The organism is Acinetobacter sp. Tr-809, from assembly GCF_011753255.1.
Classification (GTDB): domain Bacteria; phylum Pseudomonadota; class Gammaproteobacteria; order Pseudomonadales; family Moraxellaceae; genus Acinetobacter.
The window spans coordinates 40,556-59,683 of sequence record NZ_VWVZ01000011.1 but is presented as its reverse complement, the minus strand read 5'-3'; the positions used below and the strand labels follow the sequence as shown (position 1 = coordinate 59,683).

The 19,128-nt window shown below is 40.9% G+C and carries 15 protein-coding genes; 5 read left to right on the top strand and 10 right to left on the bottom strand.

All coding sequences use genetic code 11. The annotated features are described in order from the left end of the window. Positions 1-274: 274 nt before the first annotated feature. Positions 275-1,507 carry a tyrosine--tRNA ligase gene (gene tyrS, locus F3J02_RS18305; protein ID WP_167251606.1) on the bottom strand — a complete coding sequence of 411 codons (1,233 nt, stop codon included), beginning with the start codon at positions 1,505-1,507 and terminating at the stop codon, positions 275-277. A gap of 61 nt (positions 1,508-1,568) precedes the next feature. On the opposite strand from tyrS, the gene F3J02_RS18300 reads away from it, so the two are divergent. After that, positions 1,569-2,702 carry an anhydro-N-acetylmuramic acid kinase gene (locus F3J02_RS18300; RefSeq protein WP_167251604.1) on the top strand — a complete coding sequence of 378 codons (1,134 nt, stop codon included), beginning with the start codon at positions 1,569-1,571 and terminating at the stop codon, positions 2,700-2,702. A 58-nt stretch (positions 2,703-2,760) separates the two neighbouring features. Here the strand turns inward: F3J02_RS18300 and erpA are convergent, their stop codons facing one another. From erpA to F3J02_RS18275, 5 genes are all read right to left on the bottom strand, one after another. Next, positions 2,761-3,096 carry an iron-sulfur cluster insertion protein ErpA gene (gene erpA, locus F3J02_RS18295; RefSeq protein ID WP_130163104.1) on the bottom strand — a complete coding sequence of 112 codons (336 nt, stop codon included), beginning with the start codon at positions 3,094-3,096 and terminating at the stop codon, positions 2,761-2,763. 121 nt (positions 3,097-3,217) lie between these two features. Continuing rightward, positions 3,218-4,222 (bottom strand): putative solute-binding protein, encoded by a 1,005-nt coding sequence (locus tag F3J02_RS18290; protein ID WP_167251602.1) that lies wholly within the window; start codon positions 4,220-4,222, stop codon positions 3,218-3,220. A gap of 289 nt (positions 4,223-4,511) precedes the next feature. Beyond that, on the bottom strand, positions 4,512-5,519 hold the full coding sequence (locus F3J02_RS18285) for a putative solute-binding protein (RefSeq protein ID WP_167251600.1): 1,008 nt from the start codon (positions 5,517-5,519) through the stop codon (positions 4,512-4,514). 216 nt (positions 5,520-5,735) lie between these two features. Beyond that, positions 5,736-6,737, bottom strand: a complete 1,002-nt coding sequence (locus F3J02_RS18280) for a putative solute-binding protein (RefSeq protein ID WP_167251599.1) — start codon at positions 6,735-6,737, stop codon at positions 5,736-5,738. 188 nt (positions 6,738-6,925) lie between these two features. Continuing rightward, entirely contained in the window at positions 6,926-7,933 is a 1,008-nt protein-coding gene (locus tag F3J02_RS18275) for a putative solute-binding protein (RefSeq protein ID WP_167251597.1), read from the bottom strand. A 213-nt stretch (positions 7,934-8,146) separates the two neighbouring features. Here F3J02_RS18275 and F3J02_RS18270 point away from each other — a divergent pair, with 213 nt between their 5' ends. The 4 genes from F3J02_RS18270 (at position 8,147) to F3J02_RS18255 (ending at position 12,482) form a co-directional block, all read left to right on the top strand. Beyond that, on the top strand, positions 8,147-10,075 hold the full coding sequence (locus F3J02_RS18270) for an ATP-binding cassette domain-containing protein (RefSeq protein ID WP_167251610.1): 1,929 nt from the start codon (positions 8,147-8,149) through the stop codon (positions 10,073-10,075). Positions 10,076-10,401: 326 nt separating this feature from the next. Beyond that, positions 10,402-10,959 carry a VTT domain-containing protein gene (locus F3J02_RS18265; RefSeq protein WP_167251595.1) on the top strand — a complete coding sequence of 186 codons (558 nt, stop codon included), beginning with the start codon at positions 10,402-10,404 and terminating at the stop codon, positions 10,957-10,959. Positions 10,960-11,164: 205 nt separating this feature from the next. Then, the gene (locus F3J02_RS18260) at positions 11,165-12,322 is read left to right on the top strand and encodes a PepSY-associated TM helix domain-containing protein (RefSeq protein WP_167251593.1); all 1,158 of its coding nucleotides are present in this window, start codon (positions 11,165-11,167) and stop codon (positions 12,320-12,322) included. Beyond that, on the top strand, positions 12,306-12,482 hold the full coding sequence (locus F3J02_RS18255) for a hypothetical protein (RefSeq protein WP_167251591.1): 177 nt from the start codon (positions 12,306-12,308) through the stop codon (positions 12,480-12,482). The genes F3J02_RS18260 and F3J02_RS18255 overlap by 17 nt, the downstream gene beginning before the upstream one ends. A 35-nt stretch (positions 12,483-12,517) precedes the next feature. On the opposite strand, the gene gyrB is transcribed toward F3J02_RS18255, so the two are convergent. The 4 genes from gyrB to dnaA form a co-directional block, all read right to left on the bottom strand. Further along, positions 12,518-14,986 carry a DNA topoisomerase (ATP-hydrolyzing) subunit B gene (gene gyrB, locus F3J02_RS18250; RefSeq protein ID WP_167251589.1) on the bottom strand — a complete coding sequence of 823 codons (2,469 nt, stop codon included), beginning with the start codon at positions 14,984-14,986 and terminating at the stop codon, positions 12,518-12,520. A 48-nt stretch (positions 14,987-15,034) separates the two neighbouring features. Further along, positions 15,035-16,117: a DNA replication/repair protein RecF gene (gene recF / locus F3J02_RS18245; RefSeq protein WP_167251587.1), complete on the bottom strand. Its 1,083-nt coding sequence runs from the start codon at positions 16,115-16,117 to the stop codon at positions 15,035-15,037. Positions 16,118-16,145: 28 nt separating this feature from the next. After that, complete coding sequence (gene dnaN / locus F3J02_RS18240) at positions 16,146-17,294, bottom strand: DNA polymerase III subunit beta (RefSeq protein ID WP_167251585.1); 1,149 nt, start codon at positions 17,292-17,294, stop codon at positions 16,146-16,148. A 90-nt stretch (positions 17,295-17,384) separates the two neighbouring features. Next, entirely contained in the window at positions 17,385-18,791 is a 1,407-nt protein-coding gene (gene dnaA / locus F3J02_RS18235) for a chromosomal replication initiator protein DnaA (protein WP_167251583.1), read from the bottom strand. Positions 18,792-19,128 lie beyond the last annotated feature (337 nt).

Genomic DNA, 19,128 nt, shown 5'->3' with positions numbered 1-19,128 from the left:
AGTCAACAGGTAATTTAGATATTTAGCAAACTTATCAATCAAACCAAGAATCTAACCTTTCTAGCCAAATCCTTGTTTCTCAACAAGTTTTTATCTGCATCACCGCCGATGGATGTGCATTCTACAGCATTTCAGGGCAGACACAACCCCATTTCTTATTATTTTCTTTTGCATGTTTCTTTTTTCTACAAAATCAGTGTTTTCGTTGTTTTTATCAGCTATTTACGTATAAAAAGCAGACTCATGGCCTGCTTTTTATTATTTTCATTTCGATTTAGTCAGTGAAAGTTACTCGTGCAATGGCTTTTTTACCCGATTGGATGATTAAAGTAACATTCTCTTTTACAGAGAAGCTCATATCAACCACATTCCAGTCAACTTTTACTGCACCACGACCTACGGCGTCTTTTGCTGCCGCTGCATTTGGGTTTAAGCCCGCCACTCGAAGAATAGTTGCAATAAATAACTCACCACCAAACTCACCGCGAGAAATGGTTACTTCTGGTGTATCTTCTGGCACTTCGCCTTCTGTTACACGGTTACCTGCACTCTTATGCGCATTTTCAGCTGCTTCTGCATCATGGAAACGTTCAACCAACTCAAGCGCCAAGATACGTTTGATCTCTTGTGGGTTACGACCTGCGGCCATTTCATCCAGCAAAACTTTGATTTCATCAAGTGACTTAAAGCTCAGTAGATCAAAGTAACGTTCAATCAAGCTATCAGGCATCGACAGGATTTTTTGATACATTGCGCCTGGAGTATCAAATACACCAATATAGTTGCCTAAAGATTTAGACATCTTATTCACGCCATCTAAACCTTCAAGAATCGGCACAGTAATGCAGACTTGAGACTCTTGACCATAACGACCTTGTAAAGTACGGCCCATCAATAAGTTAAAGGTCTGATCTGTACCACCTAACTCGACATCTGCCTCAAGTGCAATCGAATCATAGCCTTGTACCAAAGGATACAGAAACTCATGAATCGCAATCGGTTGATGATTGTTATAACGCTTAGTAAAGTCATCACGTTCTAACATACGTGATACGGTTTGCTGGCTTGCCAATTGAATCAGATCAGCCGCAGATTTTTGATTAAACCATTCTGAGTTAAAACGAACTTTGGTTTTATTTGGATCTAAGATTTTAAAAACTTGTTCTTGATAGGTTTTTGCGTTGGCAATTACTTGCTCTTGTGACAACGGCGGACGTGTTGCGCTTTTACCTGTTGGGTCACCAATCATAGCGGTATAGTCACCAATCAAGAAAGTGACTTCATGTCCCAAATCTTGGAAGGTTTTTAATTTATTAATTAGAACCGTATGTCCTAAGTGTAAATCAGGAGCCGTTGGGTCAAAGCCTGCTTTTACACGGAGTGGACGATTCTCTTTCAGTTTTTTCAATAAATCTTCTTCAGAGATAATCTCGTGCGTGCCTCGTTGAATGAGAGCAAGCTGTTCTTCGGCTGGCAAGAAATTTGACATCACAAAACCTAAACACATCAGTTATTCAATTTGTGCGATATACTAACATTTTTTCAGCATCTTGCAGGATAAGTTGTATATGAGCGCGATCTATATTGGTGTAATGACAGGCACGAGCATGGATGGTGTTGATATTGTTGCAACTTCATTCGACCCTTTAACGCTGCATGCCACACTAACAGTACCTTTTGAGCCTGAATTACGTGATGAATTGATGGCGTTGACCCTGCCAGATGACAATGAAATTGATCGTATGGGCAAAGCCGATGTCGCTTTGGCGCAAATGATTGGGCATGGCATCAATCAACTGATTGAACAAAATAATTTAGATCGAACTCAAATTAAAGCCATCGGTTCACATGGACAAACTATTCGTCATCGCCCTGAACATGGCTTCACTTTACAAATTGGTGATCCCAATATCATCACAGAAATCACACAACTGCCTGTGGTCTCGGATTTCCGTCGTCGTGACATGGCCGCAGGTGGTCAAGGTGCACCTTTAGTGCCTGCTTTCCATCAAGCACTGTTTCAACATGACAGCATTCACCGCGTGATTTTAAATTTAGGTGGCATTGCCAATGTCAGTATGCTACCTGCAAATAATTTAGACGGCGTATATGGTTTTGATACCGGCCCTGCCAATATCTTGATGGATGCGTGGTGTCATCGCCACACAGGACATCCTTATGATGAGAATGGCGATTGGGCAGCATATGGCAATCCAATTCGTTCTTTATTGGATCGTTTGCAGAATCATGAATTTTTCGCTAAAGAGCCACCGAAGAGCACAGGTCGTGAAGACTTTAATTTAGAATGGCTCGATGAGCAGCTCAGCGATTGGCGCAATGATCTGGAATATGATGAACTGGAAGATACGCCAGAAAATATTCAATCCACGTTGATGAAGCTCACCACACGCGCCATCAAAAAAGCGATTTACCGTAGCAAAGAAACTATGCCGACTGGTGAAATCTATGTTTGTGGTGGGGGTGCCTATAATTCACATTTACTTGAGCAACTCCGTTGGCGCTTACGTAAGCATAATTGGTCGGTACAAACCACGGATGCACTTGATTTAGCTCCAACATGGGTAGAAGCGACCGCTTTTGCGTGGTTAGCCATGCGTTTTGTACAGCAACTCAGTGGCAACTTACCTGCGGTGACTGGTGCAGCTGGAGATCGTATTCTCGGCACCATCACCATGGTATAAAGCACGCAAAACAAAAAAGCTTCTCAATTGGAGAAGCTTTTTTTACATCAAAAATCGATTAAATCGAAAAAGATGATCCACAGCCACAAGTTGTGGTCGCATTCGGGTTTTGGATCACAAAACGTGAGCCTTCCAGTCCTTCAAGATAGTCTACAACTGAACCTACGAGATATTGATAACTGAGCGAGTCAACCAAGACTTTCACATCACCATTGCTGAATTCAGCATCATCTTCATTGACACTTTCAGCGAAGTTAAAGCCGTAAGAAAATCCTGAACAACCACCACCCGTTACATAAACACGTAACATAAGATCGTTATTGCCTTCACTTTCGCGTAGTTGGCGAACTTTTTTGGCAGCATTATCTGACAATTCTAGAGCTTGGGCGTTCATGATGGACTTTCCTCAACTTCACTTCGTCTTTAATAAATAAAAGACCCGATATTCAGTATAGCATACTCAATATCGGGTCTGTATTTGAAGTTTAAAGTGTGGTTAAAGACTTTTTATACGATTATTTGTAGTTCTCGTCTTGTAAGCCACATTCAAAATTCTTCGCGTCTTCACGGCAACGGAATTGCCATAACAATTTCATCATGCGCTTGTCATAGATTCCTTTAGCGGTCAGATTAATGCGTGCTTCACGCATTAACTTTTGGTAGCCAGGTTTATCCGCAGCTGGCACTTCCATCCAGTATTTTTGTGGAATATCGGCTTTCATTTTCCCCAAAATACCAAAGGCACGTGGTAACTGTGCTTTTACCCATTCTCGTGATTTTTGACCAAAACCAGCTGGAAATTTATCAGGATGGATAATTAAATTACCCGTGACTTGCAGAATTGGATAATTGACAATTGCCCCTTTGGTTCCCAAACCTTTATGTAGTTCTAAAGGCTTAAATGCTGCAGCTGGTGCACCAATAATATCGACCTGACCATTATTGAACTTAGCGCCAAAGTTCGTAATATCTGAGCTTACCGCTTGTGCACCAACTTGTGATGCCATAATTTTTTGTGCTTCATCGTAATCTAAAACAGCGATTTTCTTACCTGCAGCTTTGGCCACCGTATTAATATTACGGTCATTCACAAGTAAGTAAGCATCCCCCACTGGTATTACACCTACGACTTCATACTTGCCATTGACCATCGCTTTGGCAAAAGCTGGACTGGCTAAGCCCTGCATAACTTTCACAGCAAGCTTGAGATCAGTAATTGCACCAATCGCATCTAACGAGCCGGTAAATTGATTAAACTGACGACCACGCATTCCCGTGATACTCACACCATCACATTTTCCTGCTTTAAAATCTTCTGCAATCACCGCTTCATTCGTTCCAACTTTAAGCTCAATATCAGCACCCCAAGTTTTTGCAGCAAGCTGATAATCCTTCATCAATGCATAGACATCGCCACTTTTACCCACGATATCGAATACACAAATTGTCTGTTTTGCCTGAGCACCTGCAGATACGGCTGCAACCCCTGTGGCAAGTAATAGTGTTTTAAACCATTGCATTTTATTCTTCCTTTGCATCTATGCTGATTGTTGTTAAATCCCAATCAAAATCAAAAGACTGGCACATATCTTGTGATACGGATTAACCAATAAATATATGTTTTTATACAGCCATGTTTAATCATCCTGATTCAAACATATTTTTAAATCTCACGATTTCATTTAATTTTTTATATCTTTGTATGATTACGGTCTTTGCAAATCAAGACAATGGCTGAAATGACATCTTATAAAAAACAAAAAGCCTAGATTAATCTAGGCTTTAAGTCTTGGTTATGGCGATTATGGATTATTCACCTGGTAATGCACATTCAAAGTTCGCTTTATCTACTGAACAGCGCGCTTTCTTCAATACAGACATCATACTTGCATCGTAAATACCACGTTTGGTTAAGTCTAGACGACCGTCACGCAATAACTTTTGGTATTTCAAGTTATCTTCAGCACTTAAATTCATTTTGTACTTCGCTGGAATCTCAGCTTCATAACGCTTGATCATAGCGAATGCTTTTGGAAGTTGCTTCACAAAGTAATCACGAGATTTTTGACCAAAGCCAGCTGGGAATTTCTCTGGACGAAGAACAAGATCCGCAGTCACTTGTAGTACAGGGAAGTTAAACATTGCACCATTTGAACCTAAGCCTTTGCTTAACTCTAATGGTTTGTAAGCATACGCAGGCGCACCCACCATATCTACTTGGCCGTTATTAAATTTAGCAGCAAAGTTAGAAATATCAGAAAGTACCGCTTGCGCGCCTACACGTTGAACCATGATTTTTTGCGCATCGTCATAACCCAATACAGCGAATTTTTTACCCGCTGCTTTTTCAATTGAGTTAATGCTCTTGTCACGTACAAAAATGTAAGCAGCACCTAATGGTGCAATACCACCGATTTCATACTTGTTACCACCCAAATTGGTGGTCATTTTCGCTGCATTACGAGCATCCAATACATAAGTAATTGCACGTTGTGCAACTTCATTGCTTGGTGCACCGCCCAATGAATCGACTGAACCTGCAAATTTGTTATATGGACGAGCACGCATTGCTGTCATCGCAACAGCCGCACATTTACCCGCTTTGAAGTTATTGTCTGCAACCTGTTCATCCGTGATTGCAAGTAGGTTGACATCAGCGCCCCAGCCTTTCGCTGCGAGTGCCCAGTCTTGCATCATTTTGTATGATTCACCTGACTTTCCTAATAAGTCGAATACACACACATCTATTGCTGCTTGAGTAGAAGCAGATACACCAAAGATCGAAGTTGCTGCAAGAGCAAGTGCAATTTTTTTCATATTTTTCATCCTTTCACAAACTTTATGTTTGTCTCCTTGTTCGAAGCAAATATTAATCATGTTTTTTGAAAAAAAATAGAGCTTATACTCTATTTTTATGACTAGATTGTTTACTTTTTACCCTCTTTTATCTATTTCTATTATTTTCATAGGCAATTTTGTTATATATACCTAATTTTATGTATAGATTTAGATCTACGCAGTTATTCTCCTTTTTTATTCACCACTCAAAGTACACTCAAAGTTGGTCCGTTCAACCGTACAACGGGCACGCTTCAGCACATTCATCATACTCGCATCGTACACGCCTTGCTTGGTTAAATTCATACGCCCATCCCGTAACATTTTCTGGTAACGAGTTTTATCTTCATTGGTCAAAGTAATCTTTTTGGCATTCATGCCTGCTTCTAAACGTTGCACCATGGCAAAGTTGCTCGGCAGTTTATTCACAAACCATTGACGTGACTGAGTACCAAAACCATTTGGAAATTGTGTAGGGCGAATAATTAAGTCACCCGTGATATTCACCACTGGGAAATTAAACAATGCACCATTGACCAGACCTTTACTGATTTCTAAAGGTTTATACGCATAAGCAGGTGCGGCAATCACATCCACTTGCCCACTATTAAATTTTTTCACAAAATCAGAAATATCCGAGGGCACAGCGACCAGATCGATACTTTCAACAATGGCCTTTTGCGCTTGATCATAATGCAGATAGGCAAATTTTTTGCCTTTGGCTTTTTCAATGGTGTCGATCTTTTTGTCTCGAACGAAAATATAAGCCAGCCCAACTTGGATAATTCCTGCAACTTCAAATTTATCACCATTCACCGTTGCAGTTAAACGATGCTGATTACGTTTATCTAGCACGTAGGTAATCGCCTTTTGCGCAATCGCATTACTGGTGACTGCTCCAACGGCATCAACCGAGCCTGCAAATTTATTATATTTACGCGCTCGCATCGAGGTCATATAGACCCCATCACATTTACCTGCATCAAAATCTTTTTCTGCTTTTTCTTCATCTTGATAAGGAATAAGCTCAACATCCCCCTGCCAAGTTTTAGAAGCCAGCTTCCATTCTTCAATCAGTTTATAAGACTCCCCAGCCTTACCCAATAAATCAAAAACACAAATTTGTTGTTTTGCCTGTACAGGAGTGGTCATGACAAATAGAGCTGCAGTGCTCAATGCCCAAAGTCCTTTTTTCATCTTGTTTTCCCTTTATTGCTTTATTGCACAATTTTCCATCAGCGCTCACCCAATATAGTCAGATTTCGACCAAAAGAATAGCGCTTTTATATACATGCGTCGGGTTTCCATCAGTTTTAACAATCTCGATCACAGTATTCACAACTAAGACCTAGACCGACTAATTAAAAGAAGAATAAACCCGCCCACTATTCCCCACCTAAGGTGCATTCAAAATTGGTGCGATCTACAGTACAGCGGGCACGTTTAAGCACACTCATCATACTGGCATCGTAAATACCGCGTTTGGTCAATCCCATTCGCGCTTCACGCAAGATTTGCTGATAACGGGTTTTATCTTCAGTACTCAGATTCATTTTGTATTTGGCTGGTAATTCTGATTCAAGACGTTGGATCAGAGCAAAATTGGTATTGAGACGACCTAAAAACCATGCTCGGGAGCTTTGCCCAAAATTACTGGAGAATTTTTCAGGACGAATGATTAAATCCATGGTCATATTCACCGCAGGGAAAGTAATAATCGCCCCATCATTACCCAATCCTTTATGCAGTTCTAAGGGCTTATAAGCATAGGCAGGCGCAGCCATAATATCGGCCTGACCATTGTTAAACTTTTTGGCAATGTCAGATACATCAGACAGTACTGCTTGCCCGCCCAAGCTTTTAACTACAATTTTTTGTGCTTCATCATAGCCAAGAACCGCAAATTTTTTTCCTTTGATTTGCTCAATGGTATTCATTTTCTTGTCTTTGACAAAAATATAAGCCAGCCCGATTTGTGAAATGCCTGCGACCTCATAGCTTTCATTATCAACCGTGCTAATCAAACGGCGTTGATTGCGTTTGTCTAAAGCAAAACTAATTGCTTTTTGGGCAATGGCATAACTTGGAACAGCGCCAATCGCATCAATGGAGCCTGCAAACTTGTTATAACGGCGTGCACGCATTGAGGTCATATAGACCCCATCACATCTGCCTTGCTCAAAATCATTTTCAGCCAGTGCTTCGTTTTGATAACTCACCAAAAATATATCACCGCGCCATGCTTTGGCAGCTAATGCCCACTCCTCCATGGCCTTATAGGCTTCACCCGATTTACCTAATAGATCAAAAACACAAATCTTGGTCGCTGCATGTGTTTCTGTATAGCTCCACAAAACCAGCATTGCCCCCAATGCAAGAATTCCCTTCTTCATCCTTAAATCCTATGACTCTACTTTTAATCTTGTTGCTTATTTTTTCATATTATTTAAATAATAATCTGATTCGCATCACAAAAATAGAGCTTTTACTCTATTTATTCATTAGTTGATTAACTCAATTCGAATAACTTGATCTTAAATATAAAAATTTGCATTCATGGGCGATCACCTTAAAATGCAGCTATCTATTTGCTACTTTGCATGCTCATGATCCAATTTGACCAAGTTTCATTACGCCGTGGTGGGCGAGTTCTATTCCAAAAAGCATCAATGCAGCTTCATCCAGGCTGGAAAATTGGTCTTACTGGGGTGAATGGTGCAGGTAAATCGACCCTATTCGCTGCATTTTTAGGAGACTTGGTTGCAGATGAAGGTAATCTGACGCGCCCTGCGGTGTGGACTGTGGCGCATATGGCGCAAGAAATTAAAGCCTTGGAAATGCCAGCGATTGATTTTGTGCTGTCAGGCGATGAAGAATATTGGGATATTCAAGAAAAATTAGCGCATCCAGATCAACTCAGTAATGATGACTTGGCCCGACTGCATGGTCGTTTTGACGAGATTCATGGCTATGCGGCACCAGCCAAAGCAGCACAATTGATGGCAGGTCTCGGCTTTCTCGATCATCAATTAAAATTAAATGTCGCGAGCTTCTCAGGCGGTTGGCGGATGCGTTTAAACTTGGCACGTACTTTGATGAGTCGTTCAGACCTGTTGTTACTGGATGAGCCAACCAACCACTTGGACTTAGATGCAATCCTGTGGTTAGAAGACTGGCTCAAAGCTTATGAAGGCACACTGGTGCTGATTTCACATGACCGTGATTTTCTTGATGCCATTACCGATCATATTCTACATATTGAAAATCAAGAACTGACCTTATATACAGGTAATTATTCCACTTTTGAAACCACTCGTAGTGAACGCTTAGCGCAACAACAGCAAGCGTTTGAAAAGCAGCAAGAAACGCGTGCCCATCTGCAAAAGTTTATTGACCGCTTTAAAGCCAAGGCCACCAAAGCCCGCCAAGCACAAAGTCGAATTAAACAGTTAGAGCGCATGCAGCAACTCGCACCAGCACATATCGATACACCATTTACCTTTAGTTTCCGTGAACCTACTAAGATGAGTTCACCGCTGCTGAGTCTGGATGCTGCTACGATTGGTTACGGCGATAAAATCATTGCTGAAAAAATTCGTCTGCAAATCACGCCAAGCTCACGTATTGGTTTACTCGGGATGAACGGTGCGGGTAAATCAACCTTAATCAAAACCCTTGTTGGTGATTTACCGCTACTTGCAGGGGAACGTAAGGCCTCTGAACTGCTCAATATTGGTTATTTTGCCCAGCATCAAATGGATGCGTTGGATGCCAATGCCAGCCCAATGCTGCAATTGGCACGTATTGCCGACAAACACATCAGTGAAGCTGCTTTACGCGCCTTTTTAGGTAGTTTTGGCTTTAGTGGCGAACGTATGGACACCCCATGTGAGAGCTTCTCTGGTGGTGAACGTGCACGTCTTGCTTTGGCACTCATCGTATGGCAGCGTCCAAACGTATTAATTCTAGATGAACCAACCAACCATTTAGACTTGGATATGCGCCTTGCACTAACCATGGCACTGCAAGACTTTGACGGTGCGGTGGTCTTGGTTTCCCATGAACGTCAATTGATTGCCAGTGTCTGTGATGATCTGCTGTTGGTTCATGCAGGGAAATGCACTGAATTTGAGGGTGACTTACAAGACTACGCCAAGTGGTTACGTGAAGCGCGCCAGCAACAGATCAATGCACAGAATGCATCACAGCAACAAAGTACAACGACCCAATCCCCTGCCGCAAAAGTAGATAAGGAAGCTCAGCGTAAAGAAGCGGCCCGTCGCCGTGAAATAACCCGTCCAATTCGCAAAAATATCGAAAAAATCGAAGCTCAAATTGAAAAAGTTCAGCCACGTTTAGCCGATATTGAAAATGCCTTAGCGGATAGCGGCCTGTATGAGGCGAATCGTAAAGATGATTTGATCAAACTAATAAATGAACAAAATGAGCTCAAAGCGAAATTGGAACAGCATGAAGAGCAACTATTAGAGCTAATGATGCAATTGGAGGAGTTGGAAAGCTCTTTTGCAGATTAACTTGAATATTAATCCATACACGTCGTGATTTAGCGTGTATGGATTCATCTTACTGGGTTATTTATTTAATTTTCTTGTCCTAAAAAATGCTCAGATACTTAAAAACACAATGAATATCATTAAAAGTGTCATGAATTTGTCGAGAATTTAAGATAAGGTAAAAATTAGAATTTTCTCAGAAAATTGAGCTTTAGCCTCAGGCTCGATATACTCAGCCCCCATTGTTGTAAATTTATAAGTGACCAATGAATCCTGAGGGTTAAATTCATTTCACATTTTTTGTACTTTAATTTGGTGAGTACTCTATTTTGGATCATACAAACTGAATGAATTCTTTAGATTTTATTTTTAATTTTGAACATATTCTGCCGGTCTTGGTTCAAGAGTACGGCTTATGGATCTATGCCATCCTTTTTCTGATTATTTTTTCAGAAACCGCTTTTGTTTTTATGTTCTTCTTACCTGGTGACAGTCTGTTACTCACCGTTGGTGCATTATGCTCTGTGGTTGAAATCATGCATCTTGGTTATATGATCAGCTTACTGTTCTTTGCAGCAGCATTGGGCTATATGGTGAACTACCATATTGGTCGTCATTTTGGTGATCGTATTTTTAATATGAAATCACGCTTTATTAAGCAAGAATATCTACAAAAGACCAATGTATTCTTTCTGAAACATGGCGGAAAAACCATTCTACTCGCCCGTTTTATTCCTTTTGCACGTTCATTTGCACCCTTGGCCGCGGGCTCAAGCAATATGAATTATAGCCATTTCGTTGTTTATAACATCTTGGGGGCTTTATTGTGGATCAGTGTACTGGTGACTGCTGGCTATTTATTTGGTCATGCATTAATTCAAGTGAGTGACTTTGTAGAAAGCTAACTCTCAGACTATATTGTTTGTTCTTATTCAGCAGGAAATATCTCTTTCCTGCTTTTTTTAATCAATTTATTCCCTACTAAGTTTCACGTGGAACGTAAAAAACAATAGTAAATAGTAATGAAAATAATTATCAATAAAAATAGAATCACTGCATAAAAAATCTAATCTCAGGGACCAATGTACAAAACGGCATTGGAAGTTAGTTATGAAGCAAACCATATCTTCAGTTAAAAAAACCAATTCCCGTTGGTTCCGTATTAATTTATGGATTCACCGTTGGGTGAGTTTGGTGATCGCGATCCCTTTTGCGATTTTATCCATTACAGGGGTGATTCTGATCTTCCATGAAGAAATAGATCATGCCCTTGGTGTCGAACCTACAGCCCTACATTCTTCTTTACAACAGCAACGGCCGCTAGCTGATTCAATTGCGACTGCGCAGAAGACTTACCCCAATGAGCACATTATCAGCACAGGCTATGATCCCGAACATCATCCTGGTGTACTCCTCATCGGGATGGCAAAACCTGAGCAAAGTTTTGAACAAGCACGTTGGCTATTTGCAGATATTGGTTCTGCAACGCTGATTGATCGACCAAACGAACGAGATACCTTAACGGGATTTTTACTGGAATTACATGCCAATTGGTTTTTAGGTTTTATTGGACAATTGATTGGTGCACTGATTGCATTTTTAGTGTTCTTATCACTGGTTTCAGGTTTAGTGGTATACGCACCTTATGTGAAAAAATTCTTTTTTGGGATTATTCGTTTTAGAAAGGGTCAACGCCTTTTACAACTGGATCTGCATAATTTGATTGGTTCAGCTGTACTCGGTTGGGCATTGGTGGTGACGCTAACAGGCTTTTTACTGGGTTTTGGTACAGTTGCAATTGGAGTTTGGCAGATCACCGAACTGAAAGCACTCCAAGATAAATATCAGCATGCCCAAGTGATTCACCCTCATTTAACCATTGATCAGGTCTATGCCTCGGCTCAAAAAGGTGAAACAGATTGGCACCCCACTACTGTGTTCTATCCTAAAACCGAATACGCCACCCAAGGTCACTATATGGTGTTACTACAAGGCAATGAGGGCTTAAAAGAAAAGATGCTAAAAGTGGCATTGGTCAATGCAGAAACAGGACAAGTTGATACTGTTGAAGAATTACCAACCTATCTGAAAGCCATTTTACTGTCTCAGCCATTACATTTTGGCAATTACGGTGGTATGCCATTAAAGATTTTATGGAGTCTCTGCACGCTATTGACCCTATTTATCACCTTAAATGGTGCATGGTTATGGTGGGCAAAACGCCAACAAAAAGGCTTAAAAGGAGGCAACAATGCTACTGTGGAATAAGTTGAGTACTTTATGGCTACTCGCACTCTGTAGTATTTCAGGAATTGTTGGAATGCTATTGATGGACGGAATTGCGGATTATATTTTTCTCATTATCACCCTACTCCCAATCTTGATTGCAGGGTGGAGAGCTTATCTCCTACATGATCGTAAAAGATAAGCCATTATATTGAGTGCTATTGATGCCTAATTCGATTAAGCATCAATATCTGCATTTAACGCATTTTCTTCAATGAAGGCACGACGTGGTTCTACATCATCCCCCATTAAGCATGAGAACATGCGATCTGCTTCAATTGCATCATCAATGGTTACTTGCAACATATTACGGTTCTCAGGATCCATCGTGGTTTCCCAAAGTTGCTCAGCGTTCATCTCACCCAAACCTTTATAGCGTTGGATCATCATACCGCGACGAGAGTCTTGTAAAATGTGCTGCCACACTTGATGGAAGCTAGTGACCTGAATACGGCGATCACCTTTTTGTAGATAAGCCCCTTCTTCAAGCAATTTAAACCAGCTTTTCGAGTTCTTTAGTAAACGCGCATATTCAGCAGAATTTAACAGACCTGCATCCAATAAATATGAATGCGGCAAGTTATGTACATAAACGGTGACTCGTGGCCAATAATGTGCTGATTTCTCACCTTGCGCATTTTCACGCTCAAACGCTTCTAAACTAATCTCAGGACGTAAGCTTGGTTGTAACTTTTCAATCGCAACACGTAATTGCTCAGCCCACGTTTCAACATAGTCACGTTCATGGTTGTGATCTGCTTTAAACGACTCAATCTCAAGCAAACCATCCAATAAACTTGCAGGATAACGTTGAGTTAAACGCTGTAAGCTCTTTTGCGAAACTTGATAGTCCGCAATAACCTTGGCTAATGCTTCACCTGTAATCGCTGGTGCATCCGCACTGATATGCAATGAAAGCTCATCAATGGCATTGGAAATCAAGAAGGTTTCCAGTGCATCATTGTCTTTCATATACTGCTCATGCTTACCTTTCTTCAGCTTATACAAAGGTGGCTGTGCAATATAGATATAGCCACGCTCAACCAATTCAGGCATTTGACGGAAGAAGAAGGTCAGTAACAATGTACGAATGTGTGAACCATCCACGTCCGCATCGGTCATGATGATGATTTTGTGATAACGCAACTTGTCTGGATTATATTCTTCCCGACCAATACCACAGCCCAAAGCGGTAATTAAAGTACCGACTTCTTGGCTTGAAATCATCTTGTCAAAACGCGCACGCTCAACGTTCAGAATTTTACCTTTCAACGGTAAAATTGCCTGCATCTTACGGTTACGACCTTGCTTGGCACTACCACCCGCAGAGTCACCCTCGACTAGATACAATTCAGACAATGCTGGATCTTTTTCCTGACAGTCTGCCAACTTACCTGGTAAGCCCGCAATATCCAAAGCACTCTTACGACGGGTCATTTCACGTGCTTTACGTGCTGCGTCACGCGCACGTGCTGCATCAATAATCTTGCCCGCAATCGATTTCGCCGCTTGAGGGTTTTCGAGCAAATATGCAGAAAACTCTTTGTTCATGGCTTGTTCAACCGCTGGCTTTACTTCACTCGAAACCAATTTCTCTTTGGTCTGTGAAGAGAATTTAGGATCAGGCACTTTCACTGAAATAATAGCGGTTAAGCCTTCACGCGCATCGTCACCTGTGACAGCAACTTTTTCTTTCTTCAATAAACTTTCATTTTCCATGTAGCTATTTAAGCCACGGGTCAATGCTGCACGGAAGCCTGCAAGGTGCGTACCACCATCTTTCTGTGGAATGTTGTTGGTAAAGCAACGAACATTTTCTTGATAGCTATCGTTCCACTGCAATGCAACTTCAACCCCGATGCCATTGTCTGCATCCATCGTGAAGTGGAAGATTTCATTGAGATGGGTTTTACCTTCGTTAATATATTTAACGAACTCAGATAAACCACCTTCATAATCGTAGACATGCTCAAGATTGACACGCTCATCACGCAGTACGATACGTACTCCTGCGTTAAGGAACGAAAGCTCACGTAAACGACGTGCCAAAATATCTACACTAAAAATGGTTTGGCTAAATGTCAGTTCACTTGGCCAGAAACGAACAGTTGTCCCCGATGTATCGGTTTCACCCACAACTTTTAATGAATATTGCGGATCGCCATGCGCGTATTCTTGCTCATGAATTTGGCCAGCACGGTGAATGGTCAAATGCAATTTTTTAGATAAGGCATTTACAACCGATACACCTACACCGTGTAAACCACCCGAAACTTTATAGCTGTTGTCATCGAATTTACCACCCGCATGCAGGATGGTCAGAATCACTTCTGCCGCAGACACCCCTTCTTCAGGATGAATATCGGTTGGAATTCCACGACCGTTATCCGAAACGCTCACCGACTCATCTTCGTGAATGGTTACGATGATCTCGTCACAGTGTCCTGCTAAAGCTTCATCGATGGCGTTATCCACCACCTCAAACACCATATGGTGTAAACCTGTACCGTCATCAGTGTCACCGATGTACATGCCAGGACGTTTACGAACCGCGTCTAATCCACGTAATACTTTAATACTAGAGGAATCATAAGCCTTTTCATTTGTTTGTTCTGTTTGAGAGACTGATTGAGACTCTGAACTCATGGTTACTCCCTAGTAAATTCTAATCTATCCAAAAAAGAGGAAATAAAATTATGGCGCAGCGAGATGAACTTGGCCGTGAACAACGTGGAATAATTGAAAAGGAATCGACAAATCATGTAAGTGTTTTAATACCGACGTATGGTCTAAAGTGGTCATAAAAACTTGACTCCCCAATTGACTCAGTCGCTCAATTAAACGTTGTTGTGCAGCTAAATCTAACTCTGCTGTCAGATCATCTAATAATACCACAGTTTCCTTGTTACTCGCATGCAGCATTGCAATTTGTGACAGTTTTAATGCCATGATTAACAACTTTTTTTGTCCACGAGATAACACATCATCTGCATTACCAAACGGTGTTTTTAAGCGTAAATCTGCACGGTGGGGGCCATATTCGGTATAGCGACGATCAATATCTCTTTGATGCTGTTGTATCAGGTCCTGCAACAAGCCTTGCTCAGTATGAAAACCAGCATTGTATTCCAGCTCAATCTCAAGATTTGGTAATAATTGGCGTAAATCTTCATGAAAGAACTGATTCCATTGCTCCACAATTCCAACACGTTGCGAGTGCAAAATTTCGCCATAATCACTGAGCATTTTGTTCCACGGCTCTAAATCAGCCAGACTGAGATTACGCCGTGTTTTGAGTAAACTATTGCGCTGTTTTAATGCCCGAGAATAATACTGCCAAGCGAAATAAAACTCAGGTTCCACGTGGAACATCAACCAATCCAACAATTGTCGTCTGGGTTTAGCGCCATGATCAATAATATCGGTACTTTGCGGATCAATATGCTGTAGAGGCAGTAATTTCGCCAATTGACCTTGTGTCGCAATGGTATCGCCATTGACTTTGATTAACTGCTCACCTGAAGCCAATTTCTGCATACCAATACGTTCACTAGCGGATTGTGCAAACACAATCGCATCACCAGCATCATATTGAATGTAATGTTTCGGAATATGGGTACGGAATGAACGCCCTGTAGCCAATAAATGGATCGATTCAAGAATTGAGGTTTTTCCAGAACCGTTGGCTCCGTAAAAAATATTAAACGGTTGCAACTCATTGAGTGCAACCGCCTTTAAATTACGTACACGTTCGATATTTAAACGCGTGATTTGCATGATTTTAAACTCAAATAATCAATGCCCGTTAAACACGCATTGGCATGACAACATAAGTTTGATCAGGATGTGCAGGATCTTGGACAAGTACAGATTGATTGGCTTCGCTCATGCTCATTTTCACATCATCACCATCTAACACACTCAATACATCCAGGATATATTGCGCATTAAATGACATTTCTAGAGGTGCATCTTGATATTGAATTGCAATATCTTCGACCGCCTCATCCTGTTCTGGGTTATTGGCACGCAACTGCAATGAATCTTGATTAAAATTCAAGAAAACGCCACGGAGTTTCTCATTACTTAAAATCGCAACACGCTGTAAAGATTGCTTAAACACATCATGTGCAATAAAGACATGCTTATCACCATTTTTTGGAATGACACGGCGATAATCAGGGAACTTTCCATCAATTAATTTAGTCGTAAAACGAACCGTAATATCACCCTGCTCTTTATCGCGGCTTGGTGTGTTAATGGTGACATTCAATAATTCACGCCCAATCAACAGCGTCAATTGTTCATCTTCAATACTTAGCAGACGTTGTAATTCACCTACAGCCTTACGCGGAACAATAGCCTGCATCGGTGATGCTGCCGTTGATGAAGCCAACACTTCACACAAAGCTAAACGATGTCCATCAGTAGTGACTGTACGTAATTGATTTTGATCAATTTCTAGCAAGGTTCCCGTCAAGTAAAAACGTACATCTTGAACTGCCATTGCAAAGGCAGTTTTTTCAAATAATCGCTTCAATTCACGCTGCGTTACCTGAACTTGTGTCCCTTGGCTATTTTCAGTGGTGAGTAATGGATAATCTTCAGCTGGAAGTGTACCCAATACGAAACGGCTATTACCTGATTTTAAAATACAGCGCTGATCTTCAGTAATTTGTAGGTCAATTAATGCCGCTGTAGGAAGAGATTTACAAATTTCAACTAATTTACGCGCAGGAACTGTGGTTTCACCCGCTTCTAAGCATGCACCTTCAGCTAACGTTGTGCTTGCAACCAATTCAACTTCTAAGTCAGAGCCAGTAATGGTTAAGGCTTGTTGTGTAGTTTGAATTTTAACGTTTGAAAGAATATTCAAAGTATGGCGACGTTCTACAGCCCCCACCACATGTGATAAAACATTGACTAAACTTTCTTTAGCGATTTTCAAACGCACGATTTTATTCCTCTTACAACAGAAGCCGATATGAATGTTAGCAGTGTACTATGCTGCACTTAAAAGCAGTTTGCAACTCTGAAAAATAGATTAACTTTGTAACAAGCGAAGTAAATTTTTATAGTCTTCATTAAAAATTGGATCTTCTTCCCGTAGACTGACCACTTTTTCGCAGGCATGCATCACGGTGCTGTGGTCACGACCACCAAAAGCCATACCAATTTCCGGGAAACTATCCCCAGTTAATTCACGTGCAAGCCCCATTGCCAACTGACGTGGGCGTGCATAAATACGAGTACGTTTTGGCCCAATCAGTTCTTTTAATGGGATTCGGAAGTATTCACTGACCACGCGCTGGATATTTTCCACACTAATGGTTCGTGCACGAATCGCCAACACATCTTTTAGAGACTCTCTGACGACATCTAAATCAATCGCGGTGCCTTTAAAACGTGAAATCGCCACGACTTTGTTCAATGCACCTTCAAGCTCACGTACATTCGCGACCACTTGCTGTGCAATAAATAAAGCACAATTTCGCGGTAATTCCACGCCACTATTTTCCGCTTTTTTCAACAAAATTTCGATACGGGTTTCAATATCTGGTGGTTCAACCCCCACTGACAACCCCCACGAAAAGCGAGAAACTAAACGTGGATCAAGCTCGGTGAGTTCTTTTGGATAACGATCCGATGTTAAAATAATTTGTTTAGATTCATCAAGTAAAGCATTGAAAGTATAGAAAAATTCAACCAGACTCGCTTCTTTACCAGCCAATAAATGAATATCGTCGACCAATAACAAATCTAAAGAGCGGCAATTTTTCTTAAACTCTTCTACCTTGCCTTTTTGTAATGAACTGACAAAGTCTTGTACAAAACTTTCCGAGGTCATATACATCACTCTTGCATTTGGTTTGGCTTGTAACAGTGCATTGCCGACCGCTTGCATTAAGTGAGTTTTACCTAGACCTGTAGGACCATACAAGAATAAAGGGTTGTGTTGAGAAGCACCTAACTGCGTTAAAACCTTACGACAAGTTTCAGCCGCCATCTGGTTAGAACGACCTTCCACAAATAAAGAGAACGTAAATAGAGGATTTAGCTGTCTTTTTTTCGGTATTTTAGTGACATTCTGACTTGGCTGTACCAAATCAGATTCTTTCTTAACTTTTACTGGAGCTGAAATAGGGATATTTGAGCTACTAGTTAAAGCAGCAGTCGTGGTAGCAGGTTGCTCATGAGACGACAAAATCGTCCCAGGACGAGAATCAACCAGAATCTCAACCTGACGCACACGGCCTTCAGACAATTGTTCCGCAAGAATTGAAATCAGTTCTAAATGATTATCTTGAATATAACGAGTCCAATAAGGGTTAGGTGCATATAAACGCATCACACCATCAACCTCTTCAGCAACCAAAGGACGAATCCACATCGCAAAGACGTTATCAGATAGCTCTTGTCGCAAGCGAGTTAAGCAGTCTGTCCAGAGCATGTGCATCCCCTATATATCCATTTTTTAAATTCAAAAATAAAAAACCGTCACCCCTCATCTTTCAAAGGGGTCGCCATTCTAACCAAGTTATCCACATCTGTCAGGACAATTTATGGGACTTTTGCTGAAAAAGACAGCATCCGTTTATAAATTTAAATTCAAAACCACATGTGCATAACTTTTTGCACAAACTGTGGATAGTTTTAAGCTTAAAGTTATCCACAAACTATAAAATTGATAAAAACATGCTTATCCACAACATAACATTATGTTTATTCATAAAAAAACATCACTTTCCACAGAATTAATCCACCCTAATAAGAATAAATTTAAATTT

What these genes read in the sequence shown, in the direction of transcription:
- F3J02_RS18255 (WP_167251591.1), top strand. Translation starts at nt 12,306, where the DNA reads ATGCTACTGTGGAATAAGTTGAGTACTTTATGGCTACTCGCACTCTGT.
- F3J02_RS18290 (WP_167251602.1), bottom strand. Translation starts at nt 4,222, where the DNA reads ATGCAATGGTTTAAAACACTATTACTTGCCACAGGGGTTGCAGCCGTA.
- F3J02_RS18280 (WP_167251599.1), bottom strand. Translation starts at nt 6,737, where the DNA reads ATGAAAAAAGGACTTTGGGCATTGAGCACTGCAGCTCTATTTGTCATG.
- F3J02_RS18275 (WP_167251597.1), bottom strand. Translation starts at nt 7,933, where the DNA reads ATGAAGAAGGGAATTCTTGCATTGGGGGCAATGCTGGTTTTGTGGAGC.
- F3J02_RS18270 (WP_167251610.1), top strand. Translation starts at nt 8,147, where the DNA reads ATGATCCAATTTGACCAAGTTTCATTACGCCGTGGTGGGCGAGTTCTA.
- F3J02_RS18265 (WP_167251595.1), top strand. Translation starts at nt 10,402, where the DNA reads ATGAATTCTTTAGATTTTATTTTTAATTTTGAACATATTCTGCCGGTC.
- tyrS (WP_167251606.1), bottom strand. Translation starts at nt 1,507, where the DNA reads ATGTGTTTAGGTTTTGTGATGTCAAATTTCTTGCCAGCCGAAGAACAG.
- dnaA (WP_167251583.1), bottom strand. Translation starts at nt 18,791, where the DNA reads ATGCTCTGGACAGACTGCTTAACTCGCTTGCGACAAGAGCTATCTGAT.
- F3J02_RS18285 (WP_167251600.1), bottom strand. Translation starts at nt 5,519, where the DNA reads ATGAAAAAAATTGCACTTGCTCTTGCAGCAACTTCGATCTTTGGTGTA.
- recF (WP_167251587.1), bottom strand. Translation starts at nt 16,117, where the DNA reads ATGCAAATCACGCGTTTAAATATCGAACGTGTACGTAATTTAAAGGCG.
- gyrB (WP_167251589.1), bottom strand. Translation starts at nt 14,986, where the DNA reads ATGAGTTCAGAGTCTCAATCAGTCTCTCAAACAGAACAAACAAATGAA.
- F3J02_RS18300 (WP_167251604.1), top strand. Translation starts at nt 1,569, where the DNA reads ATGAGCGCGATCTATATTGGTGTAATGACAGGCACGAGCATGGATGGT.
- erpA (WP_130163104.1), bottom strand. Translation starts at nt 3,096, where the DNA reads ATGAACGCCCAAGCTCTAGAATTGTCAGATAATGCTGCCAAAAAAGTT.
- F3J02_RS18260 (WP_167251593.1), top strand. Translation starts at nt 11,165, where the DNA reads ATGAAGCAAACCATATCTTCAGTTAAAAAAACCAATTCCCGTTGGTTC.